This is a genomic window from Bacillota bacterium, from assembly GCA_040755295.1.
Lineage (GTDB): Bacteria > Bacillota > Desulfotomaculia > Desulfotomaculales > Ammonificaceae > SURF-55.
Genome location: JBFMBK010000021.1, coordinates 1 through 21,190 on the forward strand (window position 1 = coordinate 1; position 21,190 = coordinate 21,190).

The 21,190-nt window shown below is 52.7% G+C and carries 21 protein-coding genes and 1 rRNA gene; 14 read left to right on the forward strand and 8 right to left on the reverse strand.

The window, feature by feature from the left end:
* The 4 genes from rrf to AB1500_12000 form a co-directional block, all read left to right on the forward strand.
* A 5S ribosomal RNA gene (gene rrf / locus AB1500_11985) occupies window positions 1-87 on the forward strand; the annotation flags it as partial.
* Between the two features lie 310 nt (window positions 88-397).
* Window positions 398-1,390: a copper amine oxidase N-terminal domain-containing protein gene (locus AB1500_11990; GenBank protein MEW6183869.1), complete on the forward strand. Its 993-nt coding sequence runs from the start codon at window positions 398-400 to the stop codon at window positions 1,388-1,390.
* Between the two features lie 189 nt (window positions 1,391-1,579).
* The gene (locus AB1500_11995) at window positions 1,580-1,951 is read left to right on the forward strand and encodes a hypothetical protein (protein ID MEW6183870.1); all 372 of its coding nucleotides are present in this window, start codon (window positions 1,580-1,582) and stop codon (window positions 1,949-1,951) included.
* Window positions 1,948-2,442 (forward strand): hypothetical protein, encoded by a 495-nt coding sequence (locus tag AB1500_12000; protein ID MEW6183871.1) that lies wholly within the window; start codon window positions 1,948-1,950, stop codon window positions 2,440-2,442. The genes AB1500_11995 and AB1500_12000 overlap by 4 nt, the downstream gene beginning before the upstream one ends.
* On the opposite strand, the gene AB1500_12005 is transcribed toward AB1500_12000, so the two are convergent.
* Both AB1500_12005 and AB1500_12010 read right to left on the reverse strand, forming a co-directional pair.
* Window positions 2,426-3,859: an ATP-binding protein gene (locus AB1500_12005; protein ID MEW6183872.1), complete on the reverse strand. Its 1,434-nt coding sequence runs from the start codon at window positions 3,857-3,859 to the stop codon at window positions 2,426-2,428. The genes AB1500_12000 and AB1500_12005 overlap by 17 nt on opposite strands.
* Before the next feature lies 1 nt (window position 3,860).
* Complete coding sequence (locus AB1500_12010; GenBank protein MEW6183873.1) at window positions 3,861-4,544, reverse strand: response regulator transcription factor; 684 nt, start codon at window positions 4,542-4,544, stop codon at window positions 3,861-3,863.
* A gap of 606 nt (window positions 4,545-5,150) precedes the next feature.
* Here AB1500_12010 and AB1500_12015 point away from each other — a divergent pair.
* The 7 genes from AB1500_12015 to AB1500_12045 all read left to right on the forward strand — a co-directional run bounded on the left by AB1500_12015 (window position 5,151) and on the right by AB1500_12045 (window position 12,800).
* Window positions 5,151-6,035: a Gmad2 immunoglobulin-like domain-containing protein gene (locus AB1500_12015; GenBank protein MEW6183874.1), complete on the forward strand. Its 885-nt coding sequence runs from the start codon at window positions 5,151-5,153 to the stop codon at window positions 6,033-6,035.
* Between the two features lie 219 nt (window positions 6,036-6,254).
* A complete protein-coding gene (gene metG, locus AB1500_12020; GenBank protein ID MEW6183875.1) occupies window positions 6,255-7,796 on the forward strand; it encodes a methionine--tRNA ligase in 1,542 nt (513 codons plus the stop codon).
* 362 nt (window positions 7,797-8,158) lie between these two features.
* On the forward strand, window positions 8,159-8,932 hold the full coding sequence (locus tag AB1500_12025) for a TatD family hydrolase (protein MEW6183876.1): 774 nt from the start codon (window positions 8,159-8,161) through the stop codon (window positions 8,930-8,932).
* A 45-nt stretch (window positions 8,933-8,977) separates the two neighbouring features.
* Entirely contained in the window at window positions 8,978-9,502 is a 525-nt protein-coding gene (cobO, locus tag AB1500_12030; protein ID MEW6183877.1) for a cob(I)yrinic acid a,c-diamide adenosyltransferase, read from the forward strand.
* A gap of 315 nt (window positions 9,503-9,817) precedes the next feature.
* Window positions 9,818-10,834 (forward strand): ubiquitin-like domain-containing protein, encoded by a 1,017-nt coding sequence (locus tag AB1500_12035; GenBank protein ID MEW6183878.1) that lies wholly within the window; start codon window positions 9,818-9,820, stop codon window positions 10,832-10,834.
* Between the two features lie 174 nt (window positions 10,835-11,008).
* The gene (gene rsmA, locus AB1500_12040; GenBank protein ID MEW6183879.1) at window positions 11,009-11,875 is read left to right on the forward strand and encodes a 16S rRNA (adenine(1518)-N(6)/adenine(1519)-N(6))-dimethyltransferase RsmA; all 867 of its coding nucleotides are present in this window, start codon (window positions 11,009-11,011) and stop codon (window positions 11,873-11,875) included.
* A gap of 451 nt (window positions 11,876-12,326) precedes the next feature.
* Window positions 12,327-12,800: a ribonuclease H-like YkuK family protein gene (locus tag AB1500_12045; GenBank protein MEW6183880.1), complete on the forward strand. Its 474-nt coding sequence runs from the start codon at window positions 12,327-12,329 to the stop codon at window positions 12,798-12,800.
* Between the two features lie 122 nt (window positions 12,801-12,922).
* On the opposite strand, the gene AB1500_12050 is transcribed toward AB1500_12045, so the two are convergent.
* Entirely contained in the window at window positions 12,923-13,768 is an 846-nt protein-coding gene (locus AB1500_12050) for a glycosyltransferase (GenBank protein ID MEW6183881.1), read from the reverse strand.
* An 81-nt stretch (window positions 13,769-13,849) separates the two neighbouring features.
* On the opposite strand from AB1500_12050, the gene yabG reads away from it, so the two are divergent.
* Window positions 13,850-14,704 (forward strand): sporulation peptidase YabG, encoded by an 855-nt coding sequence (gene yabG / locus AB1500_12055; protein ID MEW6183882.1) that lies wholly within the window; start codon window positions 13,850-13,852, stop codon window positions 14,702-14,704.
* A gap of 84 nt (window positions 14,705-14,788) precedes the next feature.
* Window positions 14,789-15,064, forward strand: a complete 276-nt coding sequence (locus AB1500_12060; protein MEW6183883.1) for a hypothetical protein — start codon at window positions 14,789-14,791, stop codon at window positions 15,062-15,064.
* 223 nt (window positions 15,065-15,287) lie between these two features.
* On the opposite strand, the gene AB1500_12065 is transcribed toward AB1500_12060, so the two are convergent.
* Window positions 15,288-15,572, reverse strand: a complete 285-nt coding sequence (locus AB1500_12065) for a hypothetical protein (GenBank protein MEW6183884.1) — start codon at window positions 15,570-15,572, stop codon at window positions 15,288-15,290.
* Window positions 15,573-16,601, reverse strand: coding sequence for a hypothetical protein (locus AB1500_12070; GenBank protein MEW6183885.1), 1,029 nt, complete (start codon window positions 16,599-16,601; stop codon window positions 15,573-15,575).
* A gap of 533 nt (window positions 16,602-17,134) precedes the next feature.
* On the opposite strand from AB1500_12070, the gene AB1500_12075 reads away from it, so the two are divergent.
* Window positions 17,135-17,668: a hypothetical protein gene (locus tag AB1500_12075; GenBank protein MEW6183886.1), complete on the forward strand. Its 534-nt coding sequence runs from the start codon at window positions 17,135-17,137 to the stop codon at window positions 17,666-17,668.
* 236 nt (window positions 17,669-17,904) lie between these two features.
* Here AB1500_12075 and AB1500_12080 read toward each other — a convergent pair whose 3' ends face one another.
* From AB1500_12080 to AB1500_12090, 3 genes are all read right to left on the reverse strand, one after another.
* A complete protein-coding gene (locus AB1500_12080; protein MEW6183887.1) occupies window positions 17,905-18,741 on the reverse strand; it encodes an SAM-dependent methyltransferase in 837 nt (278 codons plus the stop codon).
* Between the two features lie 1,028 nt (window positions 18,742-19,769).
* Window positions 19,770-19,934 (reverse strand): sporulation protein YjcZ, encoded by a 165-nt coding sequence (locus AB1500_12085; protein MEW6183888.1) that lies wholly within the window; start codon window positions 19,932-19,934, stop codon window positions 19,770-19,772.
* A 680-nt stretch (window positions 19,935-20,614) separates the two neighbouring features.
* Window positions 20,615-20,746 carry a hypothetical protein gene (locus AB1500_12090; protein ID MEW6183889.1) on the reverse strand — a complete coding sequence of 44 codons (132 nt, stop codon included), beginning with the start codon at window positions 20,744-20,746 and terminating at the stop codon, window positions 20,615-20,617.
* Window positions 20,747-21,190 lie beyond the last annotated feature (444 nt).

Here is a 21,190-nt window from a genome sequence, read left to right on the forward strand (position 1 = left end):
GTTCCCATCCCGAACACGGAAGTTAAGCCCTCCAGCGCCGATGGTACTTGGGTGGTAACGCCCCGGGAGAGCAGGACGCCGCCGGAAAATATTAAAAGACACCCGACAATTAAGCCGGGTGTCTTTTGTTTATCACTAACGGTGTCATTCCATACCGAAAAAGTTATATCTACGACCTGGCCTTCCCTCAAGTTAAGGTTTTGGGCACACAGAAAAAACTTAAACAACCCTTCCTCATTTTACATTTTATTTACAATCCGTTTATTTGACGGTAACAACTGCCGATTAATATTAAGATTGAGAATTCTAAATCGGGTTTAGTAAGGAGGGTAAAAAAAGTACGAAGGTTTAAGGACATCAAAAGAGTCTAACTAATTCGAAAAAGGAGGAGTCCAAAATGCGTAAGGCTATCGCGTTGTTGATGGTGCTGGTGTTGATAATGTCGATGGGAATTACAGCGGCGTGGGCGGATGAGAACACCGGAGCAGATAACCAGACCGGAGATGAGGTTGTTGTGGAATCAATGCCGGAGACCCTGCCCCCGGCTGATACGGTGACTGATGAAGCCTATTTGGAAGAGGAACTCGGCCTTTCCGCGGAAGAACTGGGCACGGAGCCGCTTCCGGAGGAGCAGCCGCCCGATGAACAAGAGCGGGCGCGTTTGCACGAATCACTTAAGGCTTTTGTTTACGGTGAGCTTGACGACCTCGGCTGGAATATGCCCAGCCTTCTGGCTACCTCACGCAAGCTTGCCGTCGTGGCAAGGAACCGTGCGGCTTACTTCAACAGCCATCCGAGGGTGAAAGCCGACTATATACGTCTGTGCGATCAGGTGGTCCGTTTGAACGCCCATGTGGTTAAGAACGAAGAGGTCAAGCAGCGGGTCTACAGGAATATGGCCGCCGCGTATGTTTTTCTTGGATGCTACCACCGGGCTATCGCCTGCCTTGAGCGGGGTCTGGTGGTGGGCGCCAAAAACGGCGACCTGAAGCGCGATCTTAAGTACCTCTATAAAAAGATAGGAGGCAGGAATCTTAAGATTTTCGTTAACGGTATACACCCGAAGTTCGACGTTCAGCCGCAGATAATAAACGGCCGCACCATGGTGCCGTTGCGTGCGCTTGCGGAAGCCCTCGGCAGCGACGTCGTCTATAACAACGGACAGATCAACTTCAACAGGGGCGGCAAGCAGATAAATATTTACGTCAACAACACCACGGCTACCGTCGGCGGGAAAAAGGTAAGAATGGACCAGCCGGCGCGGGTGGTTAACGGCCGCACCCTTGTCCCTCTTCGCTTTATGTCCGAAAACATGAACGCCGATGTGGACTACGACGGCCAGAGCGGTATGATTACAGTCGAAGATAATGCTGCAACGGCAGGAAACTAGCCCCTGAAAGTTGTTGTTAAAGCCGCCGGACTCTGTCCGGGAACGTTGCCCGGTCCGGCGGCTTTCCTTCAATAAAAGGTGTTGCAAAACAAATAAATCGGTAGAGCATGAAAGGTTCTCCCGTTCCACAGGGCACCCTCCGGCTGTGATATACTGAAAAACGGAAGTCTGGTTTTAAGAAGGGATGACATGAGACGGGTCGGTTTGGTTCTCCTTATTGTCTTAGTGGTCTATACCCTTGCCGGGTGTTCCGCGGTAAAGGAAAAACCTGCCGCCCCCTTGACTTCAAAGGCTTCTGCGGGCGATCCCGTTAAGTCCTCCGGAGAGGCTACTTACGAAGACGGTAGTGCTACCAAAAATGAGTTGCCGGAAAAAACGCCTGATAATGTTGGGTCTTCCGGTGACGATGTCATACTAAAGAGCGAAACACCGGTGGCGGATCCGGAGGTAGAACGCGCTCTGCAGGATCTGGAAAAGGAGATCGACAGCACCTTGGATGTTATAAAGGATATCGGGGTCATTGAGGATGAGGACTTACGTTTTCCGGGGGTGCAGCAATGATTAAGAAATTTCTATGCCTGTACATGGTTCTGTTCCTGTGCCTGACTGCCGTGCCGGTTCAAACGCAGGCCGCTGCACCTTTGAGCCAGGTTATTGTCCGGCGGGTTGACTGGTCGCCTGTAAAATCAAAGGTGGCAAGAATTGATTTTAATCTTCTCCGTATTCGAAAATTAAACGCTGCAATCAAGGAAAAGTCTGATTTGTTAGGGTGGAGAATTACCGCGGCGCGACGCAACCCCGAACGATTGACACCCGATAAGCTGGTTGTCATCCGTGAAGGGCTTGATTCTTGGACAAGGAGTAAAAAAGCGCTTGTCGCTTCGCAGGAGGAACTAAAAAAGCGTATGACAATCCTTCGTCTTCATAAACGTACCGGTAATGTCCGGGAAGCGTTGAGGGACCTTGACGGCGTTTTGGCGGCGCAGGAAGAGATGATAAAAAACCAGAGGGCGATTTCTGCCGCTATGGATAACCTTATCGCCGCGTTTTAGGCATTTTAATCGGGATGTTGAAGCTTACCTCCAGGCCCGGCCCGTCCTTGCGGTTCCGGGCCGTTATGTTTCCTCCGTGCAGTTCCACAAGCTGCTTGACGATCGCCAGCCCGAGACCGGCGCCGCCGGTCGCGCTGTCCCGGGACTTATCCAACCGGTGAAACTTTTCAAAAATTTTCGGCAGTTCTTCCTCCGGTACGCCCGGACCTGTGTCCGCAACCTTGATGGTCACACCGTCCGGCCCCTCTTCCAAAACGAGAGATATCGTTCCACCCCGGGGCGTGTAACGCACGGCATTGCTGACCAGGTTCAGGAGCACCTGTTTCAGGCGGTTGCGGTCGGCGGGGATCCGGATTGTACGCGGCGGGCCGGTGGTTTGAAGCGCGATTCCTTTTTCGGCGGAGGGCAGGGAAAAGGAATCCGCCACTTCCGCCATCAGGGCCGCCGGATCAACCTCGGAATACTCAAGATGTATCGCCCCGGCTTGAACGCGGGCGAGTTCCAGGAGGTCGCTCACCAGGCTTGTCAAACGCGTTGTCTCGTTCAGAACAAGGGAAAGGTAACGGGTCTTCTCCTCCGGCCTGACCACACCGTCGAGAATACCCTGCACGAACCCCCTGATCGAAGCAAGGGGTGTCCGTAACTCGTGGCTGATGTCGGCGATAAGCTCCCGCCTCATACGTTCCATTGTCTCCAGCCGTTCCTGCATAATGGTGAAAGACTGTGCCAGCTGCCCGATTTCATCACGGTCCCGGACGAGAATTTGTTGGGAATAATCTCCTTCCGCAACCCGCGCCGCCGCCCGGCTCATGTCCATAATGGGGCGGGTGATGCGTCTTGAAACCAAAAAGATGACAAGAACGGCAACGACAACAACGGCCAGTGAGCTTTGGATCAGGACCCGGTTAACGGCGGAGAGCGGTTTCTCAACGGCGGTAAGCGGGGCCAGGAACAGTATGACCCCGTTGGTTTCTTGCCCGGTGGTGAGGGGGATGCCGGCAAAGACCACCGGCATTTCCAGGGTGCTGATAAAACGCCTGTAGCTGAAAACGGTCTTTCCCCCGAGGATTTTTTCGATATCCTTAAAAAGGTCCTGCTCCACCAGCCCGGCAGGTGTTCGGGCGGCTTCGAGCGAAGTCAGGGAATCGCCGCGGATGTTCAGCACGTATACACGCGAGTTGGTGGCGTAGCCGATGAGATCCAGGGACCGCTTCAGCGCCGCGCTGTCAAGGCGGCCTGTCCGGTAATCCGCCACAAGGGAATTAATCTTCACTCCCTGGGCAAGAAGCTGGTCTCTTTTTTGCTCGAAGAAATAGTGGGCAAAGAACCGCGACAGCCCAAAGGAGGCAGCGGCGGTTAACAGAACGGTTATCGTAAGATAAATCAATACCAGCTTACTGAAGAGGGAGAAACGCACATCAATAATCCTCCGCTTTGTAACCGACGCCCCACACGGTGGCGATGCGCCAGGTCCGGGCTTTGCCGCGCAGCTTTTCCCGAAGCCGTTGGATGTGTACATCTACGGTACGTGTTTCGCCGGCGTAATCATAACCCCAGACCTGATCAAGCAACTGTTCGCGTGAGAAGGCGATATTCTTATGGGTTAACAGGAAATAAAGCAACTGGATTTCCCGCGGTTTCAACTCGACCGTCTTTCCCAGGTGGCGCACCTCGTACGCGTCGATATCCACCGTGATATCGTCCACCGCAACGCATTTGGACCTGAGCGGCGGCGCCGTCTCCCGGCGGCGTAAGTGAGCGCGGATGCGGGCCGCCACCTCCCGAGGATCAAAAGGTTTGACGATGTAGTCGTCGGCGCCGGAATCGAGCCCAATCACCTTGTCGGCGGTCCCGTCGCGCGCGGTGAGCATTATAATCGGGACGTCGCTCTCCTGTCTGATCAGACGGCAGACCTCCCAGCCGTTAATCACCGGGAGCATGAGGTCCAGAACCACGAGTGACGGTTTTTGTTTTCGGAACAAGGTAATGCCTTCGCTCCCGTCATGCGCGAAAACGAGGGCATATTCGTCCCGGAGATAAAGCTGAAGGAGTTCGCGGATATTGGCATCGTCGTCAACGATCAGGATGGTCTTTTTGTCCAATGTCGAGCCTCCGTTCAACTCGGAGAATGCCGGAAGGCAAAAAGATTTTCTTGACATTTTATTATAGAAAATTATTTCGGCTGTTTGCGCGCTTTTACATATTTCGCCGCACAATCCTAAACCCCTCTTGCTTTGATTAGGGGCCGTCACTTGTATAAACACTCGGCCGGACGCGCTTCTCCGGAAGAATTTTAAAAGACCCGCGTGTACGGATTAACGGATTGAAATACTGTATAATGAATTAAGCATGTTAGAGTGGCTTTTTTTGAACCGCAAATAATATCAAGTGAAAAACAGTTGGTAAAAAGAGAGTTCCAGTGCCGCATTCAGCGGCACCGGGAAGGATGAAAAAATGGACCCGTAAGCGTTACTTAGCCGCATTAGTATAACGCAAACGAAACACCGTGAGAAGCGAGCAGGGCAAGGAAGATTGGCAACGTCAGGCCGGAGCGTATTGAGAAGTGCGAAGTTAGAAATAGGAAGTGCGAGTTTTAAAGAACACTTCTAGCCTCCCACATCTCACTGTTCAAAATGCCAAGCTGACGTAGTTATGCGAAGCTTATCGCGGCGCCCAGCAAAAGAAGTACTATTTGAGGAGTGATGAAGATGGTTTGTCCACGCCGCTATCTATTACTGCTGGCCCTTGTGGTTTTCACTCTGGGTGCTTTTGCCGGTTGTTCCGGAGCGAACCGGGAAGAGCCCAAGAAAGCGCCGCAGAAAACCGCGCAGCCGAAGCCCGCGGAAAAGACGAAACCTCCGGAGAAGACGGCGGTGGCGGTTTACTACCTGAAAGCGACCACCTCCGATATTCACCTTGTGCGAGAGGTTCACGAGGTTCCCCGCACCACCCAGACGGCCGGGGCGGCCTTGGAAGAATTGATCGCGGGAACCCCTTTGACTAAAGGCGCATACAGGGTGCTTCCGGCGGACACAAAGATCCTGGGCATTGCCGTTAAAAACGGGCTGGCGACTGTAGATTTTTCGAAAGAGGTGTTGCGCGCGAATGTCGGCGCCTCGGGAGAGGCGCTGGGGATTCAGAGCATTGTCAACACCCTGACCGAGTTCCCAAGCATCGAAAAGGTGGCTTTCCGGGTCGAAGGAAAGCTTGACGAATCAGCCAAGCAATGGTGGGGCCATGTAGGGCTTTACGGGCAGCCGTTCACCCGGGACCTTTCAAATGTGGACGAACCTGTAATATGGGTTTACCGTCCCCAACCCGGACAAAAGATCACCAGCCCGATTACGATTACCGGCAGCGCGAGGGTTTTCGAGGCGGCTGTGTCGGCGCGCCTTTTATCCGAAAGCGGTGACGTTATCTCCAGGGCCTACGGCATGGCGACCGCCGGCGCGCCCGAACGCGGGGAGTTCACCATCAAAATGGACTTTAGTGCGCCCCAAACCGACAAGGGTCGCCTTGAGGTCTTTTGGGCGAGCCCGAAAGACGGGAGCCCGCTGGACGTTGTCCGCATACCGGTCAGCTTCGGAAGTTAGATGCAGGATGTCGGAGGTCAGAATTCTTGTGGGAATTCGTTTAACTAATTACTACCATTTTCCGACTTCTGCCCTCTTGCGTCCGACCTCCGGAATGCTTGACACCTTACTGCATCTGCCATTAAAATGAATTCTGGCTTACCATTTTGGGGACAAAACGGCTTAATATGGTTTTGTGATGGAAAGCCGGGAAGAACCCCCAAGGGAAGGGAAACGCTCTTGTCTCAACCGACTTTTTATATCACCACCCCGATATATTACCCGAGCGATAATCTCCACATCGGGCACGCCTATACCACCGTAGCCGCGGATACTGTGGCCCGGTTCAAGCGGCTGACGGGTTACGACGTCTACTTCCTGACCGGCGCTGACGAACACGGACAGAAGATCGAGCGCTCCGCTCAGGCAAGCGGGACGAACCCCAAAGAATATGTGGACGAAATCGTGGCGGGTTTTAAGGATCTTTGGGCGCGGCTGATGGTGGATTACAGCGATTTCATCCGTACCACCGAAGAGCGTCACCATGCGGTTGTGCGAAAAATCTTCCGGCAGCTTTACGAGCAAGGGGATATATATAAGGCCCAGTACGAGGGCTGGTACTGCACTCCCTGCGAGACCTTCTGGACGCAGCGGCAGCTCGTCGAGGGGAACTGCCCGGATTGTGCGCGGGCGGTGGAGCTTCTGCAGGAGGAAAGCTACTTCTTCCGGCTTTCGAAGTACGCCCAACGGCTCCTCAAACACATCGAAGATCATCCGGATTTCATCCAACCCGTTTCCAGACGGAACGAAATGGTTAACTTTATTAAAAGCGGCCTGGAGGATCTATGTGTTTCACGGACCACCTTTTCCTGGGGCATCCCGGTTCCTTTCGACTCGCGCCACGTGGTTTACGTTTGGGTAGACGCCCTTACAAACTACATCTCGGCGCTCGGTTACGGGACGGGAAACGACAAGTTATTTAAGCGGTACTGGCCGGCGGATATTCATCTGGTGGGGAAGGACATCGTCCGTTTTCATGCCGTCATCTGGCCCATTCTTCTCATGGCCGTCGGTGTAGCGCTGCCGAAGAGGGTGGTGGGGCACGGCTGGCTTCTTCTCAACGGGGGGAAGATGTCTAAATCCAAGGGGAATGTGGTCAACCCCCACCAGCTTATCGACAAATACGGCATGGAAGCCGTCCGGTACTACCTGTTGCGCGAACTCTTATCCGGCGCAGACGGGAGCTATTCGGAGGACAGCTTGATCGTCCGTATAAACAGCGACTTGGCCAATGACCTGGGGAACCTCCTTCACCGTAGCCTCACAGTGTTGGAAAAGTTCGGGGGCGGGGTTCTGGGCGCTCCGGGAAGCCCCGAGGGCCCCGACAGTGAACTTATAGACTCGGCCCGGGAGTTGCCCGCAAAGGTGGCCGCGCTCGTGGACGTGTTTGAGCTTTCGGAGGCCCTTGCGGCCATATGGCAGCTTGTAGGCCGGGCGAACAAGTATATTGACGAGACAGCGCCGTGGAGCCTCGGCAAAGACCCGCAGAAGCGCGTCCGGTTTAACACCGTAATTTATAATGTCCTTGAGGTTTACCGGATTGTGACGGTGCTCCTGGGGCCCTATATGCCCGGGTTTCCCGGGCGGGTGTGGCCGCAGCTCGGCATAGCCGACAGACCGGAGCTTCACACCTTTACGTCGCTCGATTGGGGCGGCTTGACGCCGGGAGTTAAGGTGGAAAGAGGAGCGCCGCTTTTCCCGCGGATTGAGACGGAAAAGTAGACAGACCTTGAAAACAACAATATAGTTATTCTTGCCGACATCCCGGTACCGATAAGCATATCTGCTTTGCAGGCGCGTTGGCGCCTGTTGTTCTCTTGGCAGATATAAGAACCCGGAGCGTGTTATTAGAAGCAATAGCCTTAACATAAACGGAGCACGGGGAGAAGCAAACGGAGCACGGAAGATTGGTAAGGACGGGCCGGAGTGTATAGTATTAGCGGGTGGAGGTCAGAAGTTGGAAGTCGGAAAATTGAAGGAATTCGTGAGCGAATTCCTTCAAGAATTCTAACCTCTAACATCTTGCCTCTCACTTCCGAATTAGCTATACGCAGCTTATCACTGCGCCCTACGAAAGAAGTGCTATGGTGAAACTGATTGATACCCACTGCCACTTAAACGACCGTCTGTTTGACAAAGACCGGCTGGCGGTCCTGCAAAACGCGGGAGCGGCCGGGGTTGAAAAGATCATTAACGTCGGGTATGATATCGATTCTTCCGAGGAGGGGGCAGCCCTGGCGGATTCGTTCCTGGGCATCTATGCGGTGGTGGGGGTTCACCCTCACGATGCCGCAAACGTCCCGCAGGATTACCTTGAACGCTTAAAGCGGCTTGCCCGAAAGACAAAGGTCCTCGCAATCGGCGAAATCGGTCTCGATTTCTACCGTGACCTTTCCCCGCGGGTAATTCAGCAAAAGGTCTTTACCGAACAACTCGGATTGGCCTGCGAGGCGGGGCTGCCGGTGGTCATCCATTGCCGGGACGCCCTAACGGCCGTATACGATATTCTTTTCCGGGAAGCGATGAAACTGTCCGGGGTGATGCATTGCTTTTCGGGGAATTGGGAGGAAGCCGAGCGCTTTCTTGCGCTGGGTTTTTACATCTCCATCGCTGGGCCGGTAACATTCGCCAAGAACGGTAAACTGGCGGAGGTGGTCAGACGTGCGCCGCTTGAACGGCTGCTGCTGGAGACGGATGCGCCCTACTTGGCGCCGGCCCCCCACCGGGGCAAGCGGAACGAACCGGCTTACCTCGTTCATACCGCCCGCCGGACGGCCGAGATCCGCGGATTGAGCCTTGATGCGGTGGCCGCCGCCACGGCGGAAAACGCACGGCGACTTTTTGGACGGACCCTATGAAAATGCTTTATGACAAGTAAATTAGTGCCTGGCAGGAGGCAATAGATGATCCGCGGGTTGGTTCACCTATACACGGGAGACGGGAAAGGCAAAACCACCGCCGCCCTCGGGATGGCATTCAGGGCCTGGGGGCACGGGATGAGGGTTTTGATGATTCAGTTCCTCAAGAGCGGTCGGGTGCAGACCGGAGAGCGTCTGGCGGCGGGCCGTATCGGCGACGGGTTCTTGATCGAGACAATGGGCGAGGGATTTGTTTTTGAAGAGAGCGACACAAGCCGTCACCACGAGACTGCCCAGCAGGCTTACAGGGCGGCCCGGGAGGCGCTTATCGCGGCGAAATACGATATGGTCATACTCGACGAAGTAACCTGGGCAATTAAATGCGGGCTTGTTTCAGAGGAACAGATACTTACGCTGCTGGAATCCAGGCCGCCCGGGGTTCACCTGGTGCTTACGGGACGCGACGCTCCGCCGTCATTAATTGAAAGAGCGGACATCGTGACGGAGATGCGGGACATCAAGCACCATTACCGGGCAGGGGTGGAGGCCCAAAAGGGAATCGAGTATTAACAGCCCGATTGGCGGTTCCGGAACATTTTCTTAGGCCCAAGGATTAGGAAAGTGCTGCATCGTACTTCCCAATCGTCAGGCAGTTTTAACGGACTCGGAAGATAAAAAAGGTTCAAAATATGCTATAATACGCATGCGGGTGAACCGCTGCGAGTCTTTTCTATTCCGGAAGTCGTGGGAGTAAGCAAATCAGCTCTGCAGAACAAATCCTGCCAAAAGACGCAGGAAAAAACAGAAATACTGCGAAAAAACACCGAATTTAGCTGAAGGAATTTTGAACATGGCCGACGAATAGGATAATATGGTGGTGTTGAAATGGAATGGTATGTCGTACGAAAACGCAGTGATGATGCTCTTGCGCACCGTGTAGCACCGTCAAGGTCCCGCCTTGCGGTAACCCTGACGGTGTTGTTTGTCGTTCTTGCCTGTCTGGCGTTAGCGGGTTATGCGTGGGCCAAAAAGGGCGTAACCCTGAAGTGTGACGGCAGGACGATGCCGGTGACCACCTTCCAGTTTACGGTGGGCGGGCTCCTGCAGGCGGAACAAATCCGCCTGGGACCGAAGGATCTTGTGGTGCCGGGAACGGAAACCAGACTTCGGGACGGGATGGAAATAAAGGTGGTTCGGGCCGTTAAGGTGGAGGTGACGGCCGACGGTAAAACTCACACCTCGCTCACCCGGGCCCGTACTGTGGAGGAATTTCTGAAGGAGGAAAAAATAACCCTCGGTAAAGAAGATATTGTAACTCCTTCACTGGAAAGCCTGCTTTCAAAAGAAAACACGGTTAAGGTTGTCAGAGTGACCAAAAAAATAGAGGAAAAGCAGGTTAATATCCCCTACGCAACTGATCGTAAGCCGACCACGGCGCTTCCCAAGGGCCAGACAAAGGTTTCCACCGCCGGGAAAAACGGCACTCAAACGGAACGCTGGGAAATCACGTATCACGACGGGAAAGAAAAAGAAAGACGTCTTATGGAACGAAAGGTCGTTAAACAACCAGTCAACCGCGTCGTATTGGTAGGAATCACCCAAACCGTGTCCCGCGGCGGGGAGGATTTGCGTTACAGCCGGATGATTATAATGCGGGCAACCGCATACACATACACGGGACGGAACACCGCTTCCGGGATTGCCCCGCACTACGGCGTGGCGGCGGTCGACCCGGGAGTCATCAAATTCGGCACACGGCTGTACGTGGAAGGTTACGGATACGCGTTGGCCTGCGACCGGGGCAGCAGTATAAAGGGTGACCGGATCGACCTGTTCTATCCCTCACGGGGTGAGGCGATGGCCTGGGGGGTCAGGACCACCAGGGTTTACATATTAGAATAAAATAAACACAGCGATGTACAGGTACGTATGATCAGGGGGCGGGGCCCCCTTTTAATTTGGTCCTTCAAGGCGTCTTGGCGGTTATGCGGCGCCGCAGGCTTTACCCGCCTTTTGTCTGGTATAATAACACTAATGGATTTGCGGATAATCTAAATAATTAAGAGGATTTTGACATTGAGCACGATTTCCCCTAAAGCGGTGGTACGTGAACACTTGGCCAGGTTGGGCATTAAGCCCAAAAAGGGCCTGGGACAGAACTTTCTTGTTAATCCCGGTGTAACAAAAAAGGTTGTGGCAGCGGCGGAACTTACAGAGGCCGACACCGTGGTTGAGATCGGTCCGGGGCTGGGAACGCTTACCGAGGAGTTGGCAAAATCAGCGGGGAAAATCGTCGCGGTCGAAATCGACCGGAATCTAATCACCATACTAAAAAGAGCCTTCCGGGAATACCGGAGCGTTTGTTTTGTGGAAGGGGACGCACTGGAGGAGGACATCAACACGCTTGTGGCTGAGGCGGGAGGCGCCTTTCCCTACAAGGTTGTGGCAAACCTTCCCTATTACATAACGACGCCCCTTCTGCTTCGGTTTATCAGCGGGGGACTTAAGACAAGTCTGCTGGTTCTGATGGTGCAAAAAGAGGTCGCCCTTCGTCTTGTGGCGGGACCGGGCACCAAAGAGTACGGCTCAATTTCAGTTCTGGTGGGCTACAAGACACGGCCGGAATTGGTAGCCATGGTTTCGAGGGGGAGTTTCTTCCCGGCGCCCGAAGTCGATTCGGCCATAGTCAGATTGGAAGTACGTTCCCGTCCCCCGGTGGTTGTGCCCGACGAGGAACTTCTCTTTCGTGTTGTTCGAGGCGCCTTCGGACAGCGGCGCAAAACCCTGCTGAACGCCCTTGCCGGATCCGGTCTCGGGTTGAGCCGGGAGGCATTAAAGGCGCTACTTGTGCAGGCGGGGATTGATCCCGGCAGACGGGGGGAAACACTAAACTTGGAGGAATTCAGCGCCGTAGCCCGTTCCTTGTCGAGGGGTGAAGTGTAGGAAGGGCGTGTTTATGTTATAATTCCATAAAGAAGACAATTGGGAGGTGAGATGTGGGAAGTTGGAAGTGGGATTGTTTTAGAAGGAATTTAATTAAGCGAATTCCCATAATTTATCTCACCTTTAGCATCCCATCTCTCCGTCGGCAGCAATGTCTTGCTTGTTGTTGCGCCAAACAAAAGAAACTAATAATAGGAGAGTCGTCATGCGGGCCGAGGGTGATCCATCAAAAGAATGAAAACGGGAAGACCCGTAAGCTTGGAATTTAGAAGCAGTGTTGTAACATACACGGAACGCGTCGAGAAGTGATGCAGTGCAAGGAAGACCTCGGATCCGAACCGGAGCGTACTGGGTGCGTACGTGAGGATTCGGCTCCGCCGGGCTGACGCAGCAATGCGTTGCTTATCATCGCGCCCACCGAAGGAAGCACTATTTTCAGATAGGAGAATTTATGTATTTCGTCAGTCCCAGCAAGGGGCATATGAGTTTTGAAAATATGATGACCGACATCGTCGATTACATAAGGGATCTTCCCACATCGGCTTACAAGGTTATTATCGGTTCTGATTCCCAGGTCGTGCAGGGTGAGACGCACTTTATCACCGCCGTGATCGTCCACAGGCTGGGTAAAGGAGCGCGATACTTTTACCGCAAACGTTCCCACCGTAAGATAAAAAGCCTACGTCAAAAGATCTTTTTTGAGACATCCTTAAGCCTCGAGATCGGAAGCCTTGTTACAAAAGTGCTCCACGATGCCGGCCTTGACGAGTTAAAAATGGAGATTCACATCGACGTTGGTAATCACGGGGATACACGAGACCTGATCCGCGAGGTAGTCGGTATGGTGGTCGGGAGTGGTTTCAAAGCAAAGATAAAACCGGATGCCTACGGGGCGTCGAGTGTTGCTGATAAGCACACCAAATAAGTCGCGAGTCTGAAAGTCACGGGTCACGAGTCATATGAGTCCAAAAACTCACTTCCAACCTTCTCACATCTCAATCCTCCATTTCAAGGGTGGACGCTGTCCTCTGATAACCTTCCAACCTCTCAGTTTCCGCCTCCAAATTCGACTGGCTGACCTGCAAGGTTACTCGGGGATATTGAATGCTTCTCAAGGTAATCCGAAAGAATATCCCGCCGGCGAATGGAATCATAACCATCGTAATAAAACCTCCCGTCTTCACGCGTGCGAGGTTGATTGCGGCATATGGCAAGAGCTTCCAAATAGTCTCCGATTATCGTTGCGGCTATACGTGTGCTGTGAAGGGTTCCTCTGGGAGGCGAGCCGAGCTGGCGGTGGGGAACGGTCGCCGCTACGGTTATGTTCAACCCGGCGAGTGCGGCAAGGCACAAGGCCACCGGGGGTGTCGCCAGTTCGATCAAGGGAACGGTTTCAAGGAACCGCCTGGAGACGGCGTGCGGCCCGTGGGCTGGAGAAGACGACCCCAGTTGGGGCACGGAGAGGCAGTGGTTCAACTCCTGGCGGAGCCGCACCAGCCGTTTGCTTACAGGGGTATTCGGCGGGGGGGTTCCCGGGGGGTAGCAGTTGGTTAGTGACAAGTCCATTCCACCGGTCCTTACTCCGGCTATAAGTTTTTGTAGCGCCTTACCGGGTACCTGTGTCATATCTCCGTCAATAAAAAGCACCACTGCGGCACCTTCTTTAAGGGCGTAAGCCGCGCCGATCGCACGCGGAACATCCAGGCCAAGGGCCTCCGGAAACAAAAGAGGCTTTATTCTCCTTTGTGCAAATGCGGATACCTCGGCCAGGGTGCCGTCGGTGGAACCGTTTACGATGGGCACCACCACATCAACAAACGTCTTTAGAAGCTGAGCTATTACTTTCCCGATGCGACCGGCTTCATTTTGTGCCGGTATCACAGCATAGAGCAATGACCTCTCCCCTTTTTCGCCGGACACTTTATTCTCCATACCTTCATACTATGTAAAAAATGGTAAAAGGGGTTGGATTGAATGGGTTTATTCCAAAAGGGAGATGTAGTGGCGCGTCGCTCCCACAAAATGGACGTAATGTTTAAGATCATCGACCTGCATGAAAGAGACGGCAAGGAGCATGCGTTGCTGAAAGGGATCGATTTTCGGCTGCTTTGCGACTCGCCGACCGATGACCTTGTTAAGATTAAGCATGAGGATATTTCGGCGTACTGGCGGAAGATATATAGCCGTAACAATGAGATTATCCGACGCAGCCTGAGTCGCCGGGACAATAATATTCAATTAATGCGGGCCGGAGGCGGTGTTGAGCCGTTCGCGGTTCCCGGCACGGTGTTGCATATCGACGGGGACCCCGATTACCTGGAACTCTGTCTGACCACATATAAACAGTTGGGGGTATCGGCAAGCGGATACGTCTTACCCGAGGAAAAACACGCCCGGTCCCTGGAAGAACTTCTCCCCAAACACCTTCCCGATATCCTTGTTCTTACCGGACATGACGGTTTTATGCCCGGTAGCCACGATTATAAGGACATTAAAAGCTATCGGAACTCCAATTATTATGTTTCAGCGGTGAAGACCGCCCGGCTTTTTGAGCACAACAGAGATTCGCTGGTCATTTTCGCCGGAGCATGCCAGTCACACTATGAGGCGATTCTCAAGGCCGGCGCCAACTTCGCGAGTTCACCCCAGCGGGTGCTTATCCACGCCTTCGATCCCGTTTTTATTGTGGAAAAGGTCGCTTATACGCCGGTAAGCCAGCAGGTGCGTGTGAAGGAAGCCATAGAGCACACCATAACCAGTTATCCAGGTATCGGCGGCGTTGAAACGCGGGGATGTTTCCGCCAGGGAGTGCCGAAGTCGCCGTATTAGAGAACCGCAAGACGCCGGGATTGCATCTTACTCTTTTCATACACCTATGGAGCGGTCTTTTATCGGGCAGGGAGGTGGGGTTGTTTGGCAGCAAACCGGAGGGAGGGCTTTAGGGCAGGCATGCGGGCAGGTTATAACCAGGGTTACAAAGAAGGGCTCGATGCGGGATATGAAATGGGGCTGGCGGAAGGGAAGGTTTTCGGTTACAACGAAGGTTTTATCGAAGCCCTCTGTCTCGAAAAGGAAGTAATCAACACCCTCCTCAGACTGAAAGAACTGCTTTCACAGGAAAGCAGCCTGTTGGCGGATATACCGTTTGAAATCTCCAAGGCGCTGGACAAATTGGAAAAGATCGTTTAGAAGCTTTTGCTGCGGTAGACGGGAAATCACTCCGGCGGTTGAACGTTATTATATAATAATCGTACGAGGTCGTGGGTGACGCGTTGGTTCCTGCGTTAATAAATGGCCCCCGGTACGGCCAAAGGGGGAAATAAACGGACCGGCCTTAAGCCGGCCCGATTTTAACGTTTACCAGATAATACTAAACTACACCCGGCCCGCCATCCAGAGCCCGGTTTTTTAACTAGGGACGATCATCTTCCTTTGTATTAACCATTAATGAAATTACGTCGTCATTTGCATTCTTGACCGGAAGCGGCTGAACCTCCGGCATGCCCGTCTTGGGCGCTTCAACCTGTTGGATTGTTTGTACCCCTTGGCGGATGCTCTGTACGGCTTCGCGGGTTCTCGTCACCACCGATGCCAGGGTGTCCAGGTACCTGTCGAAATCCTTGTTCGTGCTTGCCAGAAACAGGGTAAGCGCCACCGGGATGTGGATCAACATATTGTTTTTATTGTTATCGGCCAATTAATAACCTCCTCCCTTTGGATTAAGACGCACGTTCAGTGCGTCAAGGACGTTGTGGATATGATTGCATAGGGTGTATTCGTCGCTGCCGGCAAAAAGCAAGCCCGCCACTTTACCGTACTGGTCTACGATTAGGGACCCGCTGTCCCCTCCCTGGCTCATCGGGGAGGTTGCGAATTGGTCCTCAAAGACGGCCTCTCTCTTGTCCCCGATGTCGACCGTGCTGGTTACGTCGATGTAAGTAACCGATCCTGTTGTAACGCCGCTGGTGCGTCCCGATTTTCTTACCTGTATTCCCGGTCCGGCCTCTGTTATGCCCCTAATCGGGCCTATCTTGAGGATATCATTTTTAATAGAGCCGCTTTCAAGCGGTTTAGCCACGGCGCAATCTACCTTGTTTGCCGCATCTTGCTTGCGCAGTAACCGCATCGTGTATTGAGGGTAGTAAGTTCTCAATAGAATATTCAAGTAAAGCTCTATTCCGGAGGCAACAGGGCAGGTGGCCGGCGCTGCGGAATAATGCATCGGAATGAAGCGTTCAAGTTTACCAATGATGTCGTCTTTCGCCGAGCCTCCGTCGTAAGGACCCGGTTGCAAAATCGGGTCGCCGATTCTGGATCGCCCGTCGCTGCCGTTGGTGGCGTTTGCCAGGACGTGGTTGTTGGAAAGAATGAGCGGCTCATCCGTCTTGCGGTCGTAAACCACCGCCCCGAAAGTTCCGGCTGTTATGCGGTAGTGACCGATGCTCATACCCGGCCGGGCGGGACGCTGGCGGGCGGTGAATAGGTTCATAAGGCGAAACCGTCCCGTTTCAACAACGTCGGTTTTTACTTCGTCTATGGTGTTTGGCACAATTACCGTCCGTGGGAGGTACTTGGACGGCAGCTTTTTTTCGACAAAAACGACAATCGCCGGTTCGTTTGTCTCAAAACCGTTTACCTTTTTCCTGCCGACGCCCACTCCGACCACGTTGGGTAGCAGAAGAATGTTTTTTCGGTTCCGCTGAAGGCATTGCCTTGCCGCATCCACTTATTTCACCCCTTTCTAAGGTTCTGACGTATGATAATCGGCTTTTTTAAGCCGCCGGAGGGTTCTTTCGTTCGGAATACAATAAAGGTGAACCAGCGGAAGCAACAAGGTTCCCTTCCGGTGTTAACGCGTTCATTGATCCCACCCATGGAGTGCACTGGTTTGGCGGACTTACGCCGTTCCTGCGCTGAGGCGGTTCTAACCTTCCTACATGGGGAACGGCGGTCGTTGTTCCTGTAATACCCAACATATTCTGTAGGATGGAAAAGTGTGAAGCAGGAGATATCGGAAAAAAACGTGGCCGTTTTCTTTAAAACTGAATATATTGGCTGAGTAATGCTGAGGCATAATGAAAAGGTTTATCGAAAACCTTATAAATCTGCCGACAGGAGGTGGAGAAATTAGACAAACACGCCCGGAGGCTGCTGCAAAACGGTTTTCTGCCGATTTATTTGTTTTGCAGCACTCGTCTAAGGGTATGTAATACCAAGTTTTGTGACCAATTCGGGTTTTTATAAGGGAGGTTCCTTAATATGGAAAAGGACAACGGAAGCGGTAACCGGCAAGAACTGCGCCAGGTCTTACGTGACGTACTGGACTTTCAGACGCGTAACGGTGTAGACGGCGAGCACCTCTTGCTACTTCTGAGTCTTGTTAATGTTTTTGGTGTCATCGACTTAATCCGTAAAAAGCAAGGTGTCGGGGAAGGGCAAAACGTAGAACAGTTGATGGGTTCGTTTATGAATTCAATAAAGGGATCGAGTCTGGGCGGGGAAGAGGAGACAGGCGGCCCGCCGGCGCTGAGGGCGGTCCCCGGGGGTAAAAGCCTTATGGGGCTTCTAGGCGGGAATGAAGGCGTGAAGGCGCTGACTGACCTTATGAAAAACAAAGAGTTTATGGAGAATGTTGTACCGGCCGTAATGCAGCGTTTTACCGGTGCTCCGTCTCCGAAAGAACCCGAGACCGAAAAGGAAACGCCGGTGGGACGCCGGGGGCGGGGACGCGAAGTGATACACTGGGATTTCGGGCGGTCCGAAACCGTTCCGGAAAAGGACGGCGCTGTATAGGACGGAGACCGTCAAGAAGTCAGAAGAACTTTTTCGTGACTACTCGGATCAGAACGCCGTACGAGATCGACCGTATCGACCTCCGTTTTAGCCGCAGCGTGCCGAATCCTTCATTATCATGAGATTTAAAAAGTATCCTAAGGGACACATAATTGAGTGCCGGGAATCTCGACCGACTCCCGGCACCAATCCGCTCATTGTTAATATCTGATACTGATCCCTTAGAAATCCGACCCCTATTTCCTCGGCCTGACTTCTGCGCGAACGATTCCGAAAACCGGGAGAATCTCTCTTGCCCCGTTTATTCCCTTGAAATAGGTTTTTTCTAAAACCTCGCTGTCGGCATTCACTACACGACAGAACCCCCGTTCGGTCAGGAAACCCTCAACTTGTTCCTTATCAATCCCGAACTCCCACCGCTCTTCCGCCATTCTTGCAGACCGCCGCATCCTGACCGTCTCTTTAGCCGGACAGCTACCATCCACGGCACAGGCATAAACGTAATCAAAGATTATCGAGCTTCCTACGGGGGAATTGCCCGCGATGAATGTCAGTGTAACGTCGACGGCCTCGGGCGGAAGATATACCACAACACCTTCCCAGATGAACAGGGTTTTCAACCCGTTGTCGTAACCGCTTTCATACAAACGCTTCCCAAGGTTTTCCTCCCTGAAGTCGACGGGAACGAAAACCACATAGTCGGGGAGGCCTCCCAATATCTCTCTGAGCCTTTTCAGCTTTGCCCGTTGGGTCGCCGGGTGGTCGACCTCGAAGACCCTCACCCGCCCCTTGAAATCGAACCTGTAAGGTCTGGAGTCATACCCTGCGCCGAGAATGACAAGCTGTTGGATTCCGTCACGGATACAAGACGTGAGGTAATCGTCGATATATCTGGTGCGGGCTACCAGGGCATTCCACATTTGCGGGTAGAACTTATTGACACGAAACCTACCGCCGGTAAAATGCTCGGCGAAGGGATCAAAGCATACACGTTCCCCCGGCGCTTTCCGTGACTCCATGGCCCTGACAAAGGCCAGACTCTCCGCAGAAATGCTGGGTCTGTTCTTTCTCATATCCGCTCCTTCGAAAATAAATCAACCGCCAATCCAGCACTCAGGCTCTGAGTGCTGGACAAGAACGCCATGTATCAAGAAAAGGATTATGTGATAACACTTAACTAGCTGGTTCCACGTAAGTTTTCATTCGACGTGGCGCCGCCTAAGGCGGCATGGGCACTCCTTCGAGAATAAGCGTTCTTCTTCCGCGGGTCGCAACGATGAGCTTCGCATTACTTCGTCAGGCTCACCCAGCACTCATTTGCACCTTCAAGAGATGCCACTCCGCTTAAACCGTAATCTAAACGCTTCGCGTAAATACGTCTTCGATACCAGTCTGAGTGCTGGGCTGCGCCTTCCTTGTACTGCTCGCATCTCGCCGAGTTCCGTTTATGTTGCTCTTCTGCACGGATTAATAAACTCTAACCACGGGTTTAAGGTACTGTTTTGCCTTTAGCCGGAAACTTTCGTTTTAGCCTTTTGCCTTCTGTTTAATAACCACATCCAGGAAAAAGCGTAAAACGACCAGAAATAAAAACCAGATGTCGAGTCCAAGCAGCCGGGGTTGCATTATACCAATCCCTCCAAATTTTAGATATTATCCACCCGAATACCTTGTAGTTTGAGTGGGATTTTTACGCCGCCACCACCGTATTCATCGATAAGGGCCGCAAATATTCGGGTCCGTTCCCGTCTAACGTATTATATGGCACGCACAGTCTTGATGTGCATCGCTACCACAAAAAGCCGATCCATCCTATGCCCCAATATATTAAGAAAACGGTTGTGATCCCGATCCACCACAATAATCCATAAAACGAGGACAATTACAGCCACCTCATTTAGAATCACCGGTTCAATAATGCTTCTTTTTATATATGCTGCAGGCGGGGTTATGTGCGGTCCCTACGGTCCAAATTGAAGGTAACGGCATTTCGGTTAATTTATAATGTATACAGCTTTTAAAAGGGGGAATCCTTACGCCGGTTTCAGCGCAAGGACTCCCTCATTTGGCATATCGGTGGCTTTGAGTTTAGTTTTCACAGCTACCACCAGCCGCCGGCTCCCAAGCCGCACCAGCCTCCCATGAAACCCCATACTGTAAAACCCAGCACTATAAGCAAAACCACAAGAATCAGCGGCCAGAGACCGGAAAACCCGCCGCCGCAGCCGTCCCAACCGCCGCCCCATTCCAGAGTTTTTGCCGCCATTTTTTCCACCCCCTTTCACGGGAGAACCTGAGTTTTTACAATAAACGGGAATGGTTTACCGCGCTCCTTGACTTTTATTTGTCGCTGTTTTACCATTGTATTCCATAAGGAAAAATTGTGTGAGTGTAAATAAGAATGAACTCTCGGCAGCGGGTTTACCGTGGTTTTAAGCGTTCTGTGGCGAGAGCATGTTTCTTTGTAAAAAAGATGAGAGGGGAGTTCATTTGGAATGGCGGATTTGAAGCATCCCGGATTCGATTTGCCTGGTATATGGCACCGTTTTGCACGCTGAAAACAAAGGAGTTTGCCATGCGGCCTGAGGCCGCTCCAGCTTAAGAATGAAAATGGGGAGAATGGCAGCTCGCGAACGTAGCGTAACACGGAGTGCGGGGAGAAGCAACTGGAGCACGAAAGTCTGGCAGGGACGGGCCGGAGCGTACAGTATTAGAGGTTGGAAGTCGGAAGTCGGAAGTCGGAAAATTAAAGGAATTCGTAAGCGAATTCCTTTAAGAATTCTAACCTCTAACATCTTGTCTCTCACTTCCGAATTAGCTATATGCAGCTTATCACCGCACCCTACGAAAGAACGCTTATTTTCGAAGGAGGAATCCGTTGCACAAGACGCTGTGCAGGGATTCCCCCAATTGGGTTTGAAGGCTTTCGCGGTCCGGATACCCCGACTACCACCAGCCGCCGCCGTCCACGCCGAAGCCCATGAACGTGAAGCCCAGGATGATGAGAATGACTACCAGAATCAGAGCCCAGGCGCCGGGGAAGAATCCGCCGGCGCATTTTTCAGCTATATCTGTCATTAGGCCACCCCCTTTTCTTTAAATGATTCCGTCTGCGCAAAATAACAGCATTAGCAGTGGCGTCCCCGTGGGGATCGATTTTCCATTAACCTGTTACCATATATGATATGTCGCAGTATTGTGTGAGTCATAGGGTTAAAAACTCATTTATACTGGAAGCCCCCTGGTTTAGCCTTAATATAGAACAGTGTCCCTTCTTATTGCGGCATTACCCTAAGGGTGTAAAATAAGGGGAATACATTACGCAAGGGCTGCGTAAAGATTCCCCTTATTCAACCACCGGAGGCTTTCCGGACCCGGTTACGTTATTACCACCCGCCGCCGCCGTCTACGCCGAAGCCCATGAAGGTAAAGCCCAGAATGATGAGTATGACCACCAGGATCAAGGCCCAGGCGCCGGGGAAGAACCCGCCGCCGCCGCATTCTTGAGTCAAGTCCGCCATT

Bases quoted from the DNA above. Each gene is read 5' to 3' on its own strand.
- AB1500_11990 (MEW6183869.1), top strand. From the start codon at position 398: ATGCGTAAGGCTATCGCGTTGTTGATGGTGCTGGTGTTGATAATGTCG.
- AB1500_11995 (MEW6183870.1), top strand. From the start codon at position 1,580: ATGAGACGGGTCGGTTTGGTTCTCCTTATTGTCTTAGTGGTCTATACC.
- AB1500_12000 (MEW6183871.1), top strand. From the start codon at position 1,948: ATGATTAAGAAATTTCTATGCCTGTACATGGTTCTGTTCCTGTGCCTG.
- AB1500_12015 (MEW6183874.1), top strand. From the start codon at position 5,151: ATGGTTTGTCCACGCCGCTATCTATTACTGCTGGCCCTTGTGGTTTTC.
- AB1500_12025 (MEW6183876.1), top strand. From the start codon at position 8,159: ATGGTGAAACTGATTGATACCCACTGCCACTTAAACGACCGTCTGTTT.
- cobO (MEW6183877.1), top strand. From the start codon at position 8,978: ATGATCCGCGGGTTGGTTCACCTATACACGGGAGACGGGAAAGGCAAA.
- AB1500_12035 (MEW6183878.1), top strand. From the start codon at position 9,818: ATGGAATGGTATGTCGTACGAAAACGCAGTGATGATGCTCTTGCGCAC.
- AB1500_12045 (MEW6183880.1), top strand. From the start codon at position 12,327: ATGTATTTCGTCAGTCCCAGCAAGGGGCATATGAGTTTTGAAAATATG.
- yabG (MEW6183882.1), top strand. From the start codon at position 13,850: ATGGGTTTATTCCAAAAGGGAGATGTAGTGGCGCGTCGCTCCCACAAA.
- AB1500_12075 (MEW6183886.1), top strand. From the start codon at position 17,135: ATGGAAAAGGACAACGGAAGCGGTAACCGGCAAGAACTGCGCCAGGTC.
- AB1500_12080 (MEW6183887.1), bottom strand. From the start codon at position 18,741: ATGAGAAAGAACAGACCCAGCATTTCTGCGGAGAGTCTGGCCTTTGTC.
- AB1500_12085 (MEW6183888.1), bottom strand. From the start codon at position 19,934: ATGGCGGCAAAAACTCTGGAATGGGGCGGCGGTTGGGACGGCTGCGGC.
- AB1500_12090 (MEW6183889.1), bottom strand. From the start codon at position 20,746: ATGACAGATATAGCTGAAAAATGCGCCGGCGGATTCTTCCCCGGCGCC.